The sequence below is a fragment of the Rossellomorea aquimaris genome (genome assembly GCF_000935355.1).
In the GTDB taxonomy this organism is placed as follows: Bacteria; Bacillota; Bacilli; order Bacillales; family Bacillaceae_B; genus Rossellomorea; species Rossellomorea aquimaris_B.
The window spans coordinates 77,643-93,567 of the sequence record NZ_JXZC01000008.1 but is presented as its reverse complement, the minus strand read 5'-3'; the positions used below and the strand labels follow the sequence as shown (position 1 = coordinate 93,567).

At 36.1% G+C, this 15,925-nt stretch carries 16 protein-coding genes; 13 read left to right on the top strand and 3 right to left on the bottom strand.

All coding sequences use genetic code 11. The annotated features are described in order from the left end of the window. The first annotated feature begins 28 nt into the window (after window positions 1-28). Window positions 29-718, top strand: coding sequence for a hypothetical protein (locus TV75_RS16750; protein WP_044339944.1), 690 nt, complete (start codon window positions 29-31; stop codon window positions 716-718). A gap of 67 nt (window positions 719-785) precedes the next feature. Here the strand turns inward: TV75_RS16750 and tagU are convergent, their stop codons facing one another. Continuing rightward, entirely contained in the window at window positions 786-1,715 is a 930-nt protein-coding gene (tagU, locus tag TV75_RS16745; protein WP_044339943.1) for a polyisoprenyl-teichoic acid--peptidoglycan teichoic acid transferase TagU, read from the bottom strand. 200 nt (window positions 1,716-1,915) lie between these two features. Here tagU and TV75_RS21245 point away from each other — a divergent pair, with 200 nt between their 5' ends. Then, window positions 1,916-3,655: a cell wall-binding repeat-containing protein gene (locus TV75_RS21245; protein WP_052504599.1), complete on the top strand. Its 1,740-nt coding sequence runs from the start codon at window positions 1,916-1,918 to the stop codon at window positions 3,653-3,655. A 40-nt stretch (window positions 3,656-3,695) separates the two neighbouring features. On the opposite strand, the gene TV75_RS16735 is transcribed toward TV75_RS21245, so the two are convergent. Further along, the gene (locus TV75_RS16735) at window positions 3,696-4,949 is read right to left on the bottom strand and encodes a C40 family peptidase (RefSeq protein WP_044339942.1); all 1,254 of its coding nucleotides are present in this window, start codon (window positions 4,947-4,949) and stop codon (window positions 3,696-3,698) included. A 99-nt stretch (window positions 4,950-5,048) separates the two neighbouring features. Continuing rightward, a complete protein-coding gene (locus TV75_RS16730; RefSeq protein ID WP_044339941.1) occupies window positions 5,049-5,846 on the bottom strand; it encodes an SGNH/GDSL hydrolase family protein in 798 nt (265 codons plus the stop codon). 203 nt (window positions 5,847-6,049) lie between these two features. Here TV75_RS16730 and TV75_RS16725 point away from each other — a divergent pair, with 203 nt between their 5' ends. The 11 genes from TV75_RS16725 (at window position 6,050) to TV75_RS16675 (ending at window position 15,925) form a co-directional block, all read left to right on the top strand. Continuing rightward, window positions 6,050-6,796: a YveK family protein gene (locus tag TV75_RS16725; protein WP_044339940.1), complete on the top strand. Its 747-nt coding sequence runs from the start codon at window positions 6,050-6,052 to the stop codon at window positions 6,794-6,796. Window positions 6,797-6,812: 16 nt separating this feature from the next. Next, window positions 6,813-7,484: a CpsD/CapB family tyrosine-protein kinase gene (locus TV75_RS16720; protein ID WP_044340008.1), complete on the top strand. Its 672-nt coding sequence runs from the start codon at window positions 6,813-6,815 to the stop codon at window positions 7,482-7,484. 104 nt (window positions 7,485-7,588) lie between these two features. Then, window positions 7,589-8,356 carry a tyrosine-protein phosphatase gene (locus TV75_RS16715; RefSeq protein WP_044339939.1) on the top strand — a complete coding sequence of 256 codons (768 nt, stop codon included), beginning with the start codon at window positions 7,589-7,591 and terminating at the stop codon, window positions 8,354-8,356. A 382-nt stretch (window positions 8,357-8,738) separates the two neighbouring features. Then, entirely contained in the window at window positions 8,739-9,635 is an 897-nt protein-coding gene (gene galU, locus TV75_RS16710; protein ID WP_044339938.1) for a UTP--glucose-1-phosphate uridylyltransferase GalU, read from the top strand. A 50-nt stretch (window positions 9,636-9,685) separates the two neighbouring features. Continuing rightward, a complete protein-coding gene (locus tag TV75_RS16705) occupies window positions 9,686-10,318 on the top strand; it encodes a sugar transferase (RefSeq protein ID WP_044340007.1) in 633 nt (210 codons plus the stop codon). A gap of 9 nt (window positions 10,319-10,327) precedes the next feature. Next, complete coding sequence (tagD, locus tag TV75_RS16700) at window positions 10,328-10,723, top strand: glycerol-3-phosphate cytidylyltransferase (RefSeq protein ID WP_044339937.1); 396 nt, start codon at window positions 10,328-10,330, stop codon at window positions 10,721-10,723. 10 nt (window positions 10,724-10,733) lie between these two features. Next, window positions 10,734-11,462 (top strand): glycosyltransferase family 2 protein, encoded by a 729-nt coding sequence (locus TV75_RS16695; protein WP_044339936.1) that lies wholly within the window; start codon window positions 10,734-10,736, stop codon window positions 11,460-11,462. Next, window positions 11,463-12,677, top strand: a complete 1,215-nt coding sequence (locus tag TV75_RS16690; protein WP_044339935.1) for a flippase — start codon at window positions 11,463-11,465, stop codon at window positions 12,675-12,677. A 20-nt stretch (window positions 12,678-12,697) separates the two neighbouring features. After that, window positions 12,698-13,912, top strand: coding sequence for a CDP-glycerol glycerophosphotransferase family protein (locus TV75_RS16685; protein ID WP_044339934.1), 1,215 nt, complete (start codon window positions 12,698-12,700; stop codon window positions 13,910-13,912). A 4-nt stretch (window positions 13,913-13,916) separates the two neighbouring features. Further along, complete coding sequence (locus TV75_RS16680) at window positions 13,917-15,116, top strand: hypothetical protein (protein ID WP_044339933.1); 1,200 nt, start codon at window positions 13,917-13,919, stop codon at window positions 15,114-15,116. Next, the gene (locus tag TV75_RS16675; RefSeq protein ID WP_044339932.1) at window positions 15,113-15,925 is read left to right on the top strand and encodes a glycosyltransferase; all 813 of its coding nucleotides are present in this window, start codon (window positions 15,113-15,115) and stop codon (window positions 15,923-15,925) included. Before TV75_RS16680 ends, TV75_RS16675 begins: the two co-directional genes overlap by 4 nt.

Here is a 15,925-nt window from a genome sequence, read left to right as displayed (position 1 = left end):
TCTAATTGAAGATTTGAGTGAAGAGAAAATGAATGTAAAAAGAAAAAAATTCTTATTTATCAGTGCTTCCTTAGTGATCATCGGAATCATCATCATTCTCTTAGTAACTTACTTCCTGATCCAATCTGTCAGAGAGAGCTTCTACCAAAATGCATTCGATAAAAGATATGATTTCGTCTCTTTACAAGAAGACGGCATGATCGATGCAGTCCAAGTCTTTCACGGTGTGAAATTGAATACGTATGTGGAAAGTGAAAGCAATCCTTCCACGATCATCCTTGAAATAAATGATGAAGTGGAGGCGAAGCTGAAAGGACATAAGGTAAATCCTGAAGAAGAAGGGATGAAACCTTACTCCGGCGTCATTCAATACAAAGTAATGAAGGATAAACAAACCGGAAAAGAAGAATTCATCGTCAGCCTGGACACAACTCCCGTAAAAGAAAATAACTCAATCACCAAATTCAGAACATACACCATCAATGAAAATGGAATCGTAAAGAAAAGCAACTTCACGGAAGATACAAAATCAAAGCTCGAGACCCAGTGGATCAAGGGAATCTCGGATGAAACCCATGGGTATTATACGGACTTACCATATCAAGATGAGGGAAGGTCATCCCTGTTCTTTCTCTCGCTGTTGGGACTACTCTGTATTGCCGGTGGTATATGGCTGGGGAAATCGATATTGATCAACGAAAAAGGGGCAGCTGCATAATGCACCTGCCCTTTTTCCTTTCCTGTCCAAAATAAAAAACCGACCCTAAAGGCCGGTTTCATCCATATTAATTCAAATCCAAATGATCCTTCAGATCACTCTGAACTTTTTGTTTCTCTTCTTCAGGAACGATGTAGTAGTAGATACCGCCGAGTTTAGCCCCTTCACCGGCAATCTGACTTTGAGAAATATCTTTTGTCGCCGATTTGTAGTTCTTCTGAATATCAACCATTTCTTCAAGAGTCAGGTTCGTTTTCACATTTTCGCCGATAGCTCCGAAGATATCGCCGTAATTCCATAGGGACGATACGCTCGCACCTTCTTTAATAACCGCCTGAATTACCTGGCGCTGTCTTGCCTGACGACCGAAATCACCACGTGGATCTTCGTAGCGCATACGGGAATAGGCAAGAGCTTCTTTACCGCTCAAAGTTAATGAACCTTCTTTGAAAGTATACCCCTCGTAGTTGAAGGTGAAATCATTTTGCACGGTTACCCCGCCGACCGCATCAACGATATCCCTGAATCCTTCCATATTGATCTTTGCATAATAATCAATCGGTATATCCAGGAATTCTTCCACTGTATCCATCGTCATTTCTACGCCACCGAAAGCATAGGCATGGTTGATTTTGTCATCCATTCCTTTACCTACGATTTCGACGCGGGTGTCACGGGGGATACTCATCATCTTCGTCGTTTTCTCGTGAGGATTCACAGTCACAACGATCATAGAATCCGATCGGCCTCTATCTCCGTCTCTCTCATCCACCCCTAACAATAGCACAGAAAACGGATGTTTCTTCTCAAATTTTACTTCCTCAGTCCGCTTCTCCGACTTCGGACGGTCGATCTTCTCATTCATCGTTTCAGCCGTTTTATTCAGTGAATGGTAGATGGAATAGGCATATCCCCCACCAGCTACAAGTAAAAGGATCAAGCCGATAGCAACCACTTTAGGCCATTTACGCTTTTTGTTATGTTTATCTGCTCTCAAAATGTTTCCCACCTATAAATAATAAATTTTACACATAAGAAAAATATACTAGAAATGACGGCAAAAGGGAATACATTAGTAAAATTTTGTCTCTTTCTGTCAGAAGTATCAGAATACAGGAATGAATTGTCGACTGATACTCAAATACTTGGATTTATTTGGTATTATAATAATGGAGAATAAAATAGGGAGGGGATCATTTGATTAAAAAAACCGGCATAACCATTTTACTCATCATCCTTGCATTCAGTCTGGTAAAACTGGACACAGCAAAGGCAAATGTAAACCGGATCAGTGGAGAGAATCGCTTTGATACAGCTGTGCAGATTTCATTATGGGGATGGGATCAATCTGACACGGTGGTCCTTGCAAATGGACAAACGTTTCCCGATGCCCTTGCAGGGGGACCGCTAGCGTATAAAATGGGAGCTCCAATTCTATTAACCTACAAAAACCGACTGCCTTCTGAAACAAGGGAGGAAATTCAGCGTTTACAGGCAAAGCGTATCTACATATTAGGTGGAACCGGCGCAATCGATGCAACCATTGAAACCGAATTGAAAAAGAATGATATCGAGATTACAAGGGTCGGAGGCGACGACCGTTTCCAAACGGCTGCCAAGATCGCCAGCTACTTACCTTCCAAGAAGGCTATTGTGGCCAACGGACGGAACTTTCCGGATGCACTGGCAGTGGCTCCATATGCCGCCAAACATGGCATCCCGATTGTGTTGACGGAAACCAACTCTCTACCGTCGTCCACCCTAAAGGTAACAGAGCAGAAACTAGAGACCATTCTAGTCGGAGGTAACGGAGTGATTTCTGCGAATATTGAATCAAAGCTCCCCGACACGATCAGGTATGGCGGAATCGATCGCTATGAAACGGCAAAGAACATCATAGAAGGGCTTACGATGGGAGAAAACAAGGCTTATGTAGCCACGGGAACAAACTTCGCAGACGCCTTATCGGGTTCTGTACTGGCAGCGAAAGAAAACGCACCTATATTATTAGTGAAGAAAGAGGCTGTTCCTTCACCAATAAAAAGTCTGGTTCATTCTTATGACTCATTCGGAATTCTTGGGGGGATCAACGCCGTTTCATCAGGTGTCGAGGAAAAGTTAACTGGAAGCCTGGAAGAGTTTCGTTTCCAAGGAGTTCATGTCAACGCCACTAAAGAATTCCTTCGCTCTACCTTAGGTGATCCACAACGAATCGATGAAAGCAGATTCAACTTTGATTGGTATGTTTATAATAAAGATCCCAAGAAGTACATCCAATACGGTGTATTTAAAGGGATCGTTGTGGCGGTCTATTCAAACTCGGATAGCTGGGTGTCACAATCCGGACTTAAGCTTGGTCTTAGCAAAACAGAAGTAGAAACCAAATTGAATCACATAGGAGCCAGTCACAACCAGGCAAACGACTATGATTACGATGAAATGCTTATTCGCACCTATTATGATAAAAATGATGGGAATACACTTTCCGGCATCTTAATCAAGAGAGACGATTTTACGATAACCAATCCGGACGTGAACATCACCGAACTTAGAAACAGCATGGAAAAACAGATCCTCGACCAGGCAAATGCATTACGGGCACGACATTTGGTGGCTCCCCTCCAGTCAGATACTAAAGCTCAGGAGGTCGCGAGAGCCCACAGCAAAGACATGGCGACAAGAAACTTCTTCAGTCATGATAACCCGGATGGTCTATCCTCCTTTCAGAGAATGGACCAGGCTGGCATCTCTTACTCATCAGCAGGGGAAAACATCGCAGCGGGTCAGTTCAATGCCATCGCTGTCCACGATGCCTGGGTCAATTCACCCGGCCATCGTCAGAACATCCTAAGCCCCCTCTTCAAAAAGCTGGGTGCAGGCGTATACTTCGGCGGTGAGTACGGAGTTTATTATACGCAGGATTTCTATACACCATAAAAAGAACCCGGTGACATATGTGTCATCGGGTTCTACTCTTCTACAATTCATAAAATCTCTTAAAACCATCAAACTTCGATTTCCAATAAGAGTTACTCAAACTGGTAACCTGGACGCCGTTGTCCCCGGCATGGATGAATTCATTGTTTCCTAAATAAATGCCTAAGTGAGAAATGCCTTTTTTATATGTATTTTCGAAGAATACAAGGTCACCCGGCTGAGGGGTATTCACGTAATAGGAGCGGCTGTAGTACCCTTCGCTGGATAAACGCTTTACACTACCTGCTCCGGCTTCTTTAAAGACATAATAGATGAAGCCGCTGCAATCAAAGCCGCTGGCCGATGAGCCTCCCCACACATAAGGGGTTCCCATATGAGACGTTGCCTCACTTAATAATTTATCAACGGAAAAGGACGAAGATTGGCTTGGTGCCGGTGCTGCAGGAGGCTTGACTACCTGAGGCGTTCCCTTCACCTTCAGTACCTGTCCGATGCGCAGGAAATCGCTGGAAAGATCGTTCCAACTTCTTAAGTCACTCACGCTTACACCGAATGTTGCACCGATATGAGACAGGGTATCTCCCGACTTAACGGTATAGCTTGTCATGGAGCTGTTCGGTTTAGGCGGAGCATGCTGTGCCGGTGCCGGACTGACAGGTGCCGGTTTAACCCCTGATTTAGACACTTTCAGGACTTGTCCGACCGATAGGAAATCACTCGAAAGTCCATTCCAACTTTTTAGTTGGGCTACCGTCACACCAAACTTCATACCGATATGAGACAAGGTATCACCAGATTTCACTGAATAACTTGTCATCGAACCGTCTTGTTTGGGAGGAGCCGGAGCGGGTGCCGGACTTGTAGGGGCAGGCTGGGTACCTGATTTCGACACTTTCAACACTTGCCCGGGATAGATCAAATGATTTTTCAATCCGTTCCAGCTCATTAAATCAGCAAGGGAAATCGAATGCTTGCCGGCAATCTGTCCTAATGTATCTCCGGACTTGATTGTGTACGTTTTAGCAGAGGATTGACCTGAGTCCTGCTTAGGCGGTGCTAGTGCTTGTGGAGCTTGTGCACCACTCGCGGCAACCTTCAATACCTGATTAGGGAAAATCATTTCCGACTGCAGCTTGTTCCAACTCTTCAAGTTGGCAACGCTTGTGTCATATTTGTTTGCGATCAGCCAAAGGGAGTCGCCTGATTCCACCTTGTGAGTGTTTGCCGAGGCATAGCTAACAAACGAAGACGAGAGAACAGCCGTAGCTGCTACAGAAACCAATGTCTTTTTCACGTACACTTCTCCTTTATTGTCATAGTTTGATAGATAATACCGTCATTTTATCACATAATTTGGTGGAAAAAACTAAATTATTCCTAAAATAGTAAAAAATTATTCCTTTTCTACCAGGAAGTCAATGATTCCTTTGGCCCAGGCGGTGTGTCCCTGCTCGTTCGGACTGCTGACATCATCCAAATACGTTTTGATCTCTTCATCTTCTACATCGGGCCAGTTGGACCAGTGGTCGATAAACGGAATATCATTCTCTTCTGCGTATTCCTGGATTTGAGACACTTGTACAGCATAATTTTTAGGCTGATAAATAGGCTGGGGAGGTGTAAGTGCAAAAGAAGCCCCGGGTGATACTTCTTTTACTTCTTCCATTATGGTGTCAATGCTCTGAAGTGAGTCTTCAATCATCACATTTCCATTATCTTTAAAGACGAACGGCTCAAAAATGACGAGCCCAGGCTGTAGTTTCCCTACTTCTTCATATCTTTCCTCACGCACGAACTCAAGTGTATTGGTTTCAAAGGAAAGACTTTCAATGGAAACCGTGTCCCCATACTCATCTTCTAAAGCGTCCGCTACCTTATCGTTCCATCCCTCTTCAATGGAATCCATTTCGGGCGACCCCATCAGTACAATTTTAAAGGGTTCTTCAGCTCCCAGCTTTTCTTTATAGAGGGAACGGGCATCTTCCGGCCAATTGACTGTAATAGATAGATACTCCCCTTCTTCTGTTCCAAGGGATGATGAATCACTCTTATCAGATTGCTGTTTTTTCTCAGGACTTGTAGACGAATCGGCAGATGTAGAGCTCGGCGTCATCGACTTCCAGTGAAGATTTCCATACACAATAACCCCACCACATAATATAAGTAGGAAAAAAATAAAGACCTTTTTCATTACGAACCTCCTATGATTAATGAACTTGGAAAATTGAACCAATTACGATTAGCCCTTCCAATAATAAACAATCTGTTGTTTAATAGATATGTAACAAAAGATTTCAATTCTATTAAAATTATGACAAGATTCCCTAAAAATAACAAGAACTTATGATATAATATGACGAGATTTTTATTTTTGAAGAAATTTAGGAGGCTATCATGGAAGAAACCATCAGTTTAAAAGAGCTCATTCAGACGTTGAAGAAACGCATGAGTCTCATCATCATACTGACCCTTATGGCAGTATTGGTAAGTGCGGCCATTAGCTATTTTGTCCTCACACCAATCTATCAATCGTCCACTCAATTGCTCGTGAATAAATCGAAAGACGACCAACAGTCATTTAATGTAGGGGAAGTGCAAACCAACCTGCAGTTAATCAATACGTATAATGTCATTATGAAGAGCCCGGCTATTCTTGATATCGTTATTGATGATCTTAAGTTAGATATGACGACTGGGGCTCTAAATGAAAAAGTAACGGTTCAAAGTGAAAAGGATTCACAAGTTGTGAACATCTCCGTGCAGGATGAAGACCCCAAACAAGCTGCGGCTATCGCGAATAAGATTGCTGAAGTCTTTCAAACCGAAATTGTGAAAATCATGAACGTCGATAATGTGAGCATCCTTGCAAAGGCGGAACTAGGAGAAAACCCATCTCCGATTAAACCTCAGCCATTATTAAATATTGCGATTGCACTAGTAGTCGGATTAATGGCAGGTGTAGGACTTGCATTCTTATTAGAATTCTTGGACAACACAGTCAAAACAGAGCAAGATATCGAAAAAGGTCTCGAGCTCCCTGTACTAGGTGTAATCCCGACGATCACAGACAGTGAATTTCAGAAGGTAGCTCATCGCCAGGAAAGAACGTCAAGACGCAGAGGTGAAAGTGTCGGTGTTTAATAAACAGAAGAAATCAATGAACGCAAATATACGTAAGCTCATCGCGAAAGCGAATCCTAAGTCTCCGGTGTCGGAGCAATTCCGTACGATCCGTACGAATATCCAATTCTCATCCGTCGATCAGGAATACCGTTCGATCATGGTTACTTCTGCAGGTCCAGGGGAAGGGAAGTCTACGACGGCCGCAAACTTAGCGGTAGTCTTTGCTCAACAGGGTAAGACGGTCCTCCTTGTTGATTCAGATATGAGAAAGCCAACGGTTCACTATACGTTTAACTTCCCTAACACGACAGGACTAACGAATATTTTATCGAGACAAGTGACTCTAAAGGAAGCCGTTAAAGACAGCGGAGTGGACAAACTTCATATTCTGTCAAGCGGTCCGGTACCACCGAATCCAGCGGAGCTATTAAGTTCAAGGGCGATGCAGCAATTCTTTGTCGATGCTTATGAAGAGTATGACCTGATCATCTTTGATACGCCACCCGTACTGGTCGTAACAGATGCCCAAATTATGGCGAATCAATGTCATGGAAGCATCCTTGTCGTTTCAAGCGGAAAGACGGAAATGGAACCAGCAAAGAAAGCGAAGGAACTTTTACAATCGGCAAAAGGAAAACTACTTGGTTGTGTACTAAATAATAAAAAAGCGTCAGAAACAGATTATTATTATTACTACGGAAATTAATCCGCATTCGACAAAATTCACCCCTTTACAAATATACCTAGTGGTGTAAAATGGTATTCGGTGTAAAATTAAGTCGAAAGAACTAGAAAGAGGAGGGGTTAGTAATGATTGACATTCATAGCCATATCCTGCCCGGGATAGACGATGGAGCCAATACGATCTACGATAGTATCGACATGGCAAAACAAGCTGTCTCAGAAGGGATCCATACAATCATTGCGACTCCTCATCATCGTAATGGAAAATACGACAACGTGAAGTCGGACATCCTTCCACTAGTAAAAGAAGTAAATAATCGCTTAAGAGAAGAAGGCATCAACCTTGAAGTTCTTCCGGGTCAAGAGTGCCGCGTTTATGGTGAGATTTTAGAAGATTACCAAAAGGGTGACATCTTACCGCTGAATCACGTATCTCAATATCTTTTTATTGAATTCCCTTCAAGTTCAGTTCCAAGATACGCGGAAAAGCTTCTCTACGATATTCAGGTAGCAGGCCTTACCCCTGTCATCGTTCATCCCGAACGGAATGCAGAGCTGATCGAACGACCGGATAAACTTTACAAGCTTGTACAAGGGGGCGCCGCAACGCAACTGACAGCCTCCAGCCTTACAGGGTACTTCGGCAAGAACATCCAGAAGTTCTCACAGCAAATGATCCAAGCCAACCTGACACACTTCATCGCATCAGACGCTCATAACATACGCAATCGCACCTTCAAAATGGAAGAAGCGATGGACTATATAGAGAAAAAGTACGGAATAGACATGGTCTATTACTTTACGGAAAATGCAGAATTGCTGGTCGATGGAAAAAACATTTATAAAGAAATACCTGAATTGATCAAGAAGAAGAAGTTCCTAGGAATCTTCTGATTAAATCAAGATACAGGTAATCCTAAGGTACTATTGTCGTTGGTAAATAAGGAACAGAAAGTTGCACACAGACAACAGTAGAATTTTGGGAATGTCTCCTTACCATTATCATTGGAGGTACTCGGTCACGCCGTGGGTGAAGAAAAGCTTCGCCTTAGACGCTCGTCGTCAATGGTGGGATGTGAGGAAGGGTTAGATGCCCACATTTACTATTTTATTAAACAAGAGTAAAGAAAAATAATGTAAACGCTTTATACATAAGTTGGTTCAGGTTCCAATTGGATACCTAATGAAAAAACATTTGGAAATGGTGTTTTTTCATTAGGTATTTATTATGTCGTTAGCAAAACACCTTCAAAAGAAAATCAAGGGGGATTTCAAATTGAAAAAAGTAAGAAAAGCTATCATCCCTGCAGCAGGATTAGGTACAAGATTTCTACCTGCCACTAAGGCTATGCCAAAAGAAATGTTGCCAATTGTAGATAAACCTACAATTCAATACATAGTTGAGGAAGCAATTGCGTCTGGGATTGAAGATATTATTATTGTAACAGGTAAAGGGAAAAGAGCCATTGAAGACCATTTTGATAAGGCTCCTGAGCTTGAAAGAAACCTATCTGAAAAAGGAAAGATAGAATTATTAGAAAAGGTTCAATATTCAAATGATTTAGCGAATATTCATTATATTCGACAAAAAGAACCTAAAGGCTTAGGACATGCTGTGTGGTGCGCTAGAAATTTTATTGGAGATGAACCGTTTGCTGTATTACTAGGAGACGATATTGTCCAAAGTGATGTACCTTGTTTACGCCAATTAATTGATCAATATGAAAAAACACATTCATCGGTTATAGGGGTACAAACAATTAGCAATGAACAAACACATCGTTATGGGATCATTGATCCATCCACAAAAAATAATCGTCTTTATCAAGTAGAACAATTCGTAGAGAAGCCTAAGCCAGGTACTGCACCATCTAATTTAGCTATTATGGGACGTTATGTTTTAACCCCAGAAATCTTTAAATACTTAGCTATTCAGGAAACTGGAGCTGGAGGAGAAATTCAATTAACAGATGCTATACAGAAACTTAATCAAATTCAGCATGTATATGCTCTCGATTTTATTGGTAAAAGGTATGATGTTGGGGAAAAGCTAGGATTTATACAAACCTCAATTGAATTTGCTTTGAAACACGAAGATATAAGGTTAGAAGTTTTGAGTTTTATTAAAACCCTTATAGCTGAAGAACTGGAAAAATCAGAGGTGATACAGTGAATACTTTACTAGAAGGTAACAAACTGTCAATTGAACAAAGTGATCAACAAATAAATAAAAACTTAAGAAATCAATCACCAAGGAACCTAAGGTTAAAAAGAATAATAGATATATTAGGAGCTTCAATAGGAATAATTATATTATTAGGATTATTCATAATAGTCTCACTTGCGATAAAAATAGAAGACCCTAAAGGTAAAATACTCTTTTCCCAAAAAAGAGTAGGTAAAAATGGAAAAGAATTTAATATGTATAAGTTTCGCTCTATGGTTACAGATGCAGAAGCGAGATTAGAAAAGTTGTTAAAGCACAATGAAATTGAAGGCGCAATGTTTAAAATGAAAGATGATCCTAGAATTACAGCAGTTGGTAAGTTTATTCGTAAGACCAGTATCGATGAACTTCCTCAACTAGTGAATGTCTTAAAAGGTGACATGAGTTTGGTTGGACCACGTCCTCCACTTCCTAGAGAAGTTAAAGTATATTCTGAGTATGACATGCAAAGATTATTGGTAACTCCAGGATGTACTGGTCTATGGCAGGTTAGCGGGAGAAGTAATATTCAATTCAAAGAAATGGTTGAACTTGATATACAATATATTAAATCACAAAATATTTATTTAGATATTAAGATAATGTTAAAAACTATTAAAGTTTTATTTGGATCAAATGATGCCTACTAGGAGGAAAAGATGAAAAACATAATAACTTATGGAACTTTTGATTTATTGCACCCTGGGCATATTAATATATTAAAAAATGCTAAGGATTTAGGAGATTATTTAATTGTAGGACTATCTACAGATGAATTTAATGATTTAAAAGGAAAAAAATCCTTTTATACTTTCGATCAGAGGAGACAAATATTAGAGTCTATAAAATATGTTGATAAAGTAATTCCTGAATGTGACTGGGAGCAAAAAATTGAAGACATTATTACCTATAATATCGACACATTTGTAATGGGAAGTGACTGGGTGGGTAAGTTTGATGATTTGGATAAATGGTGTAATGTTAAATACTTTAATCGGACGCCGGGGATATCCACAACTATTATTAAGAAAAAGATCAAAGACACAGTAAAATAAGGAGATAGTAATGATTTCTGTTTGCATGGCAGTATATAATGGTGAAACCTATTTACTTGAGCAAATTAGTTCAATATTAAACCAACTAAATAATAATGATGAGTTAATAATAGTAAATGACAATTCTTCAGATAGAACAACAGAAGTAATAAAAAATATAAATGATGATCGAATAAGACTATTTAATAATGAAGAAAATAGAGGAGTAATTAAATCTTTTGAACTAGCTATCACGTTGTCTGCAGGTGATTATATTTATTTAAGTGACCAAGACGACGTATGGGTAGATAATAAAATAGAAGTTACTCAAAAATACTTTAATGAAAATAATAAAGTGAAATTAATCGTGTCTGATGCATTCGTAACTGATGAAAACTTAAACATAATAAACAATTCCTTTTATGATATTCGTAAAAGTAGAGCTGGTTTCTGGAAAAACTTCTACAAAAATTCTTTCTTAGGGTGTGCAATGGCTTTTAGAAGTGATATGAAAAAAATATTATTACCAATACCCCAAAATGTACCAATGCACGATTATTGGATTGGATTAATAATTTCAATTTACTCAGATACTTTGTTTATAAAGGATAAGCTAATATTTTACAGGAGACACGGAAGTACAGTCACCAACTTGGAGAAAAATAATGGATTATCAATTATTTTAACCAGTAGAGTCAAGTTGTTGAAAGAAATAATGTCACGCTATCTTAAAAATAATTTTAAAGGGGTAACAAGATAATTGAAAAGGAATGGAGTTTTCATGCTTCTAACAATTCTTTCAAAAGTCCTTTCTAACCTGGTGATTTTTTTTGTTATGGCTAGAGTATTAGGGGTTGAAGAATTTGGCCAATTTATGTACCCCTTTACGTTAGTTAACTTGCTCATCTTATTGGTGGACTATGGATTTTCTATTAGGTTAGTTAAAGAGGTTTCATTAGCTCCAGAGAACATTAAAAGAATTGTTTCGGTTGCATATAAAACAAAAGTAGTAATTACTTCTGCACTTTTTGTAATAGTTGAACTCTATTTATTGTTAAATCACTTAGATAATGATTATGTTTTTTTACTAAACCTATTATTGGTAATGGCCACATTCAATTCTTTCTCGCAATTCTTTTGCTTGCCTTTTAGAGGCGTTAATCTGTTTAACATAGAAAGTAAAGTCACTGTCCTATCAAATTTATTACAATTTATAATAGTGGTGGCTACATTATTACTAACAAAAAATATTAATAATATTGCCATAAGTTTCTTACTTTCAAAGTTTTTGTTTTTTATGATAAGTTATTTTACTTACAAAAAGAGATTTGGGAGATCGAAAGAGAAAGTTGTATTCAGTGAATTAACTAAAACTATGAGCATTTATTTTCCGTACGCAATTCATATAGGGATAGGAGCTTTGTATTTTCAATTTGATACAATAATTATCAATTCTTTTGTTGGAAGTGAAGGAGTTGGATTATATCAAGCAGCAATGAGAATAGTTGTGGGAGCTCTAATAATAACAGAAGTGATAAGTAATATTTATTTACCAACCCTGGCAAAGAAATTTAATACGGTCGATTTTAAAAAAATGAATAAACTAAGTGCAGTTTTTGGTTTATTAATATCTGTATTACTTTTTATTCTTTCAGGCCCTATCACAACTATACTTTATGGAGAAGGTTATGAACCTGTTAAATCTTTATTAAGAATTTTTTCGTTCCTCATATTGATAAGATATCTAGGAACGGGATTGGGCACGTTGGTTTCCGCGAAAAATTTGCAAAAGTTAAGGGCTATATCAGTAGTATTTGTGTTGATAGTAAATATAGTGTTGAATTATATGTTTATTCCTCATTTCGGGATATACGGTGCAGCAATTATAAGTGTATTTACTTCTTTAACTTTAAATTTGTGTTATTTAGTGGTTATTACTAAAAAGTTGAAAATTAGGCTTAGCTCTTTTTATTAAATAAAAAGAAGGGAATTTTTATGGTTAAAAGTATTAAGCAAGTTAATAAAATTTTTATGTTTTGTTTTTCGCTAATATTATTTTATTTAATTAAATCAATCCCTAAAAGTAAAAACATCTGGGTCTTCGGAGCTTGGTATGGTCAGAAATACTCGGATAATTCAAAATACCTTTATGAATATATAAATAAATTACCTGAAACAAAAGTAAAAACTGTTTGGATTACTAAGAATAAAAGTCTTATTCCCCTAATTAAGAATCATGGAGGGTTAGTTTATCATACATATTCTATAAAGGGATTATGGTATAGCGCTAGAGCAGCGGTCACAATAACCACATCTAGTTTAAAAGACGTTAATTTTGTTGCTTCTTATGATTCAGTAAAAATTCAGTTGTGGCATGGTACTCCTTTGAAAAAAATTGGAAAAGATGACACGTTGTATACAAGTAAATCTGAGAGACAAAAATTTAATATGATTAAAGAAAAATTATTTCCATTCACTAAAAATAATTGGGATTATATAATTTCCCCAAGTGATTACGTTAGTAAAATATTTTCAAGGGCATTTGATATTCCTTTGGAAAAAGTTTTATTAACAGGATATCCAAGAACAGACTTTAAATTTTCAACCTCAAGTGAACTTGATAATTACATTTCAAATTTCCAAGGGAAAAAGATCATTTTATATGCACCCACCTTTAGAGCAGATAGTAATATATTTTTAAAAGTAATTTCAAAAGATAATCTGATAAAGATGAATCGATTTTTAATTAAGAATAATAGCGTAATATTAATCAATATGCATTATATTAACTCGGAAGTATTTAATAATCATAAATTTAAAGAATTCTCCAATATTATTTTTGTAAACTCTAGTATTTTAAATGACATTAATGAGCTACTTCCATACACCGACATATTAATCACTGATTATTCAAGTATCTATTTCGACTACTTATTATTAGATAAACCTATTATATTCTTTCCTTTTGACTTTAATCAGTATTTAACTAAAGACCGTGAGTTATATGAAGATTATAATGAGGTAACACCTGGGGTGAAATGTGAAAACTGGATTGACCTAATTGACCAAATTGAAAAGACATTAATTAATGATGAATTTACAATAGAAAGAAAAAAGATTAGATCCAAATATTTCGAGTATTACGATAAAAAAAATAGTAAAAGAGTATATCATAGTATCCAAAAAATACTCGAAAATTATACGAGGTAAAAAAATGGTTTTAAATCCCTTTTATGTTTATAATCTCAGTTTTAGTTTTGTAATAATAATCTATCTTCTTGGTTGGTCTGAATTATTCCCCAAATTATCAATAGGAACAATTCTGTTTTTTATTTCTACCATATTATTAAATTTATTATTAGGAAGATTATTTAATAGAAGAATTAAAATTGTAGAAAAAAATGATTTAACTAACAGTAAAATTTATACTTTAATAACATTAATGGTAATCTGTGGTTATATACTAGAGTTTGTAATTACAAAAAATATTCCATTACTATCAGTAGTATTATCTATACCGAATAATTATAAAGACTTCGGAGTGCCAGTATTTCACGTTTTATTACTGACGTTTAATTGTTTTTACGCAACTTATATTTTTCAAGTTTATCTAGCCAATAAAAGCAAAAAATATTTGATTGAATTTATTCTGCTAAGTAGTTTACCACTTTTGATTTTCAATAGGGGTGCTTTTTTATTTATTGTTGTTAGTTGTACATTTATTTTTTTAATAAAGAGAAATAAAAGAATAAGTAAAAGCTTATTAATAAAGTTATTACTTCTCATATTTACGTTTAGTATTTTGTTTGGGGTTTTAGGTAATTTAAGGCTAAATAACTCTGTAAGTCATATTGTTAAAGTAGATAAATTCAGTACTGAGTTGTTTTTGGACATAGGAGGTGCAAATGAAGAATTTAGGAACTCAATAATTCCTAAACCTTTATTCTGGGTATATATATATACCGCATCACCTCTAGCTAATTTTCAAAAAACAATAAATGAGAGTAGTACAAAAAGTTTTGAAATTAATGAAATTGATAACTTCTTCATTAGTGAAGTATTAATAGATTCAATAGGTAAACGTTTAATAGAAAGTTATAATTTGCCTGAAGAGAAAATTAGTCAAATTGCACCTTCACTTACCGTAGGTACAGTTTATGCAAAGTCTTTTATCTACCTTAATTGGTTAGGGCCAGTGCTTATTTATATACTATTTATATTATTTGTATTTTCTATGACAACTTTTCTTAAGAATAATACTTTCACTTTAACTGGTCTATCTTTATTAAATACATTAGCGATATTTAATACTTTTGATAATATGTTTTCATTTACAGGTTTTAGTTTTCAATTCTTTTATTTTGTTATGTTTTCATTATTTTTTAAGGTTAAGAGGAAGGAAGGAAGCTTTTGATACTATTTTTAATTGTTTTGTATAACGAAACTTATAATAATTCAGATACCGTTAAATCTATAAAAGAGTATCTAAATAATTCTTCAGAGACAAAGAATGAAGTTAAATTTGTAGTCTTTGATAATTCTGATAAGGAACAATATTATGAATTGAATCAGAAACAGGTATCAGATAATAATTGGGAATATATTAGTTTAAAACAAAACATAGGACTTAGTAAAGCTTATAATTATGTTATTTCTAGATATGAATTTAACTGGATTTGTTTATTAGATCAAGACTCAAGATTAAGTATTAATTTTATCCCTGAGACAATCAAATCAGTTTCTTTAAATTCTAGGGTTCTTTTGCATGTACCTAAAGTATATGCGGATAATAAAGTGATTTCACCTGCAATCTTAAAAAAATTAAAAGTTAAGAGTTCTATTGATTATGAAATTCCTATAGAAAAAATGACTGCAATAAATTCTGGCATGGTTATCAACAAAAAAGTTTTCTCAAATATAGGTTTGTATAATGAAAGAATTTTCTTAGACTTGGTTGATCATAATTTTATATTGAATTTCAGAAGTAATTTTAGTTCATATATATTAATGGAAAATAGTATAAAACAAGATTTTTCAGAAGTTACTAATTCAAAAGAATCAAGCTTTGCTCGTTTAAAAATATATAAGAAAGACTTGAAGGAATATTGTAAAAAATTTAAATTTGGTTATCTATATTATTTATCATTCTTATTATATAAAATCGTTAAACAAAATATAAAACATAAAACATTGATATTTGTGAATTTATTATTTGTTAGGTAA

Bases quoted from the DNA above. Each gene is read 5' to 3' on its own strand.
- TV75_RS16720 (WP_044340008.1), top strand. From the start codon at position 6,813: ATGAACGCAAATATACGTAAGCTCATCGCGAAAGCGAATCCTAAGTCT.
- TV75_RS16685 (WP_044339934.1), top strand. From the start codon at position 12,698: ATGGTTAAAAGTATTAAGCAAGTTAATAAAATTTTTATGTTTTGTTTT.
- TV75_RS16680 (WP_044339933.1), top strand. From the start codon at position 13,917: ATGGTTTTAAATCCCTTTTATGTTTATAATCTCAGTTTTAGTTTTGTA.
- TV75_RS16750 (WP_044339944.1), top strand. From the start codon at position 29: ATGAATGTAAAAAGAAAAAAATTCTTATTTATCAGTGCTTCCTTAGTG.
- tagD (WP_044339937.1), top strand. From the start codon at position 10,328: ATGAAAAACATAATAACTTATGGAACTTTTGATTTATTGCACCCTGGG.
- TV75_RS16725 (WP_044339940.1), top strand. From the start codon at position 6,050: ATGGAAGAAACCATCAGTTTAAAAGAGCTCATTCAGACGTTGAAGAAA.
- TV75_RS16715 (WP_044339939.1), top strand. From the start codon at position 7,589: ATGATTGACATTCATAGCCATATCCTGCCCGGGATAGACGATGGAGCC.
- TV75_RS16695 (WP_044339936.1), top strand. From the start codon at position 10,734: ATGATTTCTGTTTGCATGGCAGTATATAATGGTGAAACCTATTTACTT.
- TV75_RS16730 (WP_044339941.1), bottom strand. From the start codon at position 5,846: ATGAAAAAGGTCTTTATTTTTTTCCTACTTATATTATGTGGTGGGGTT.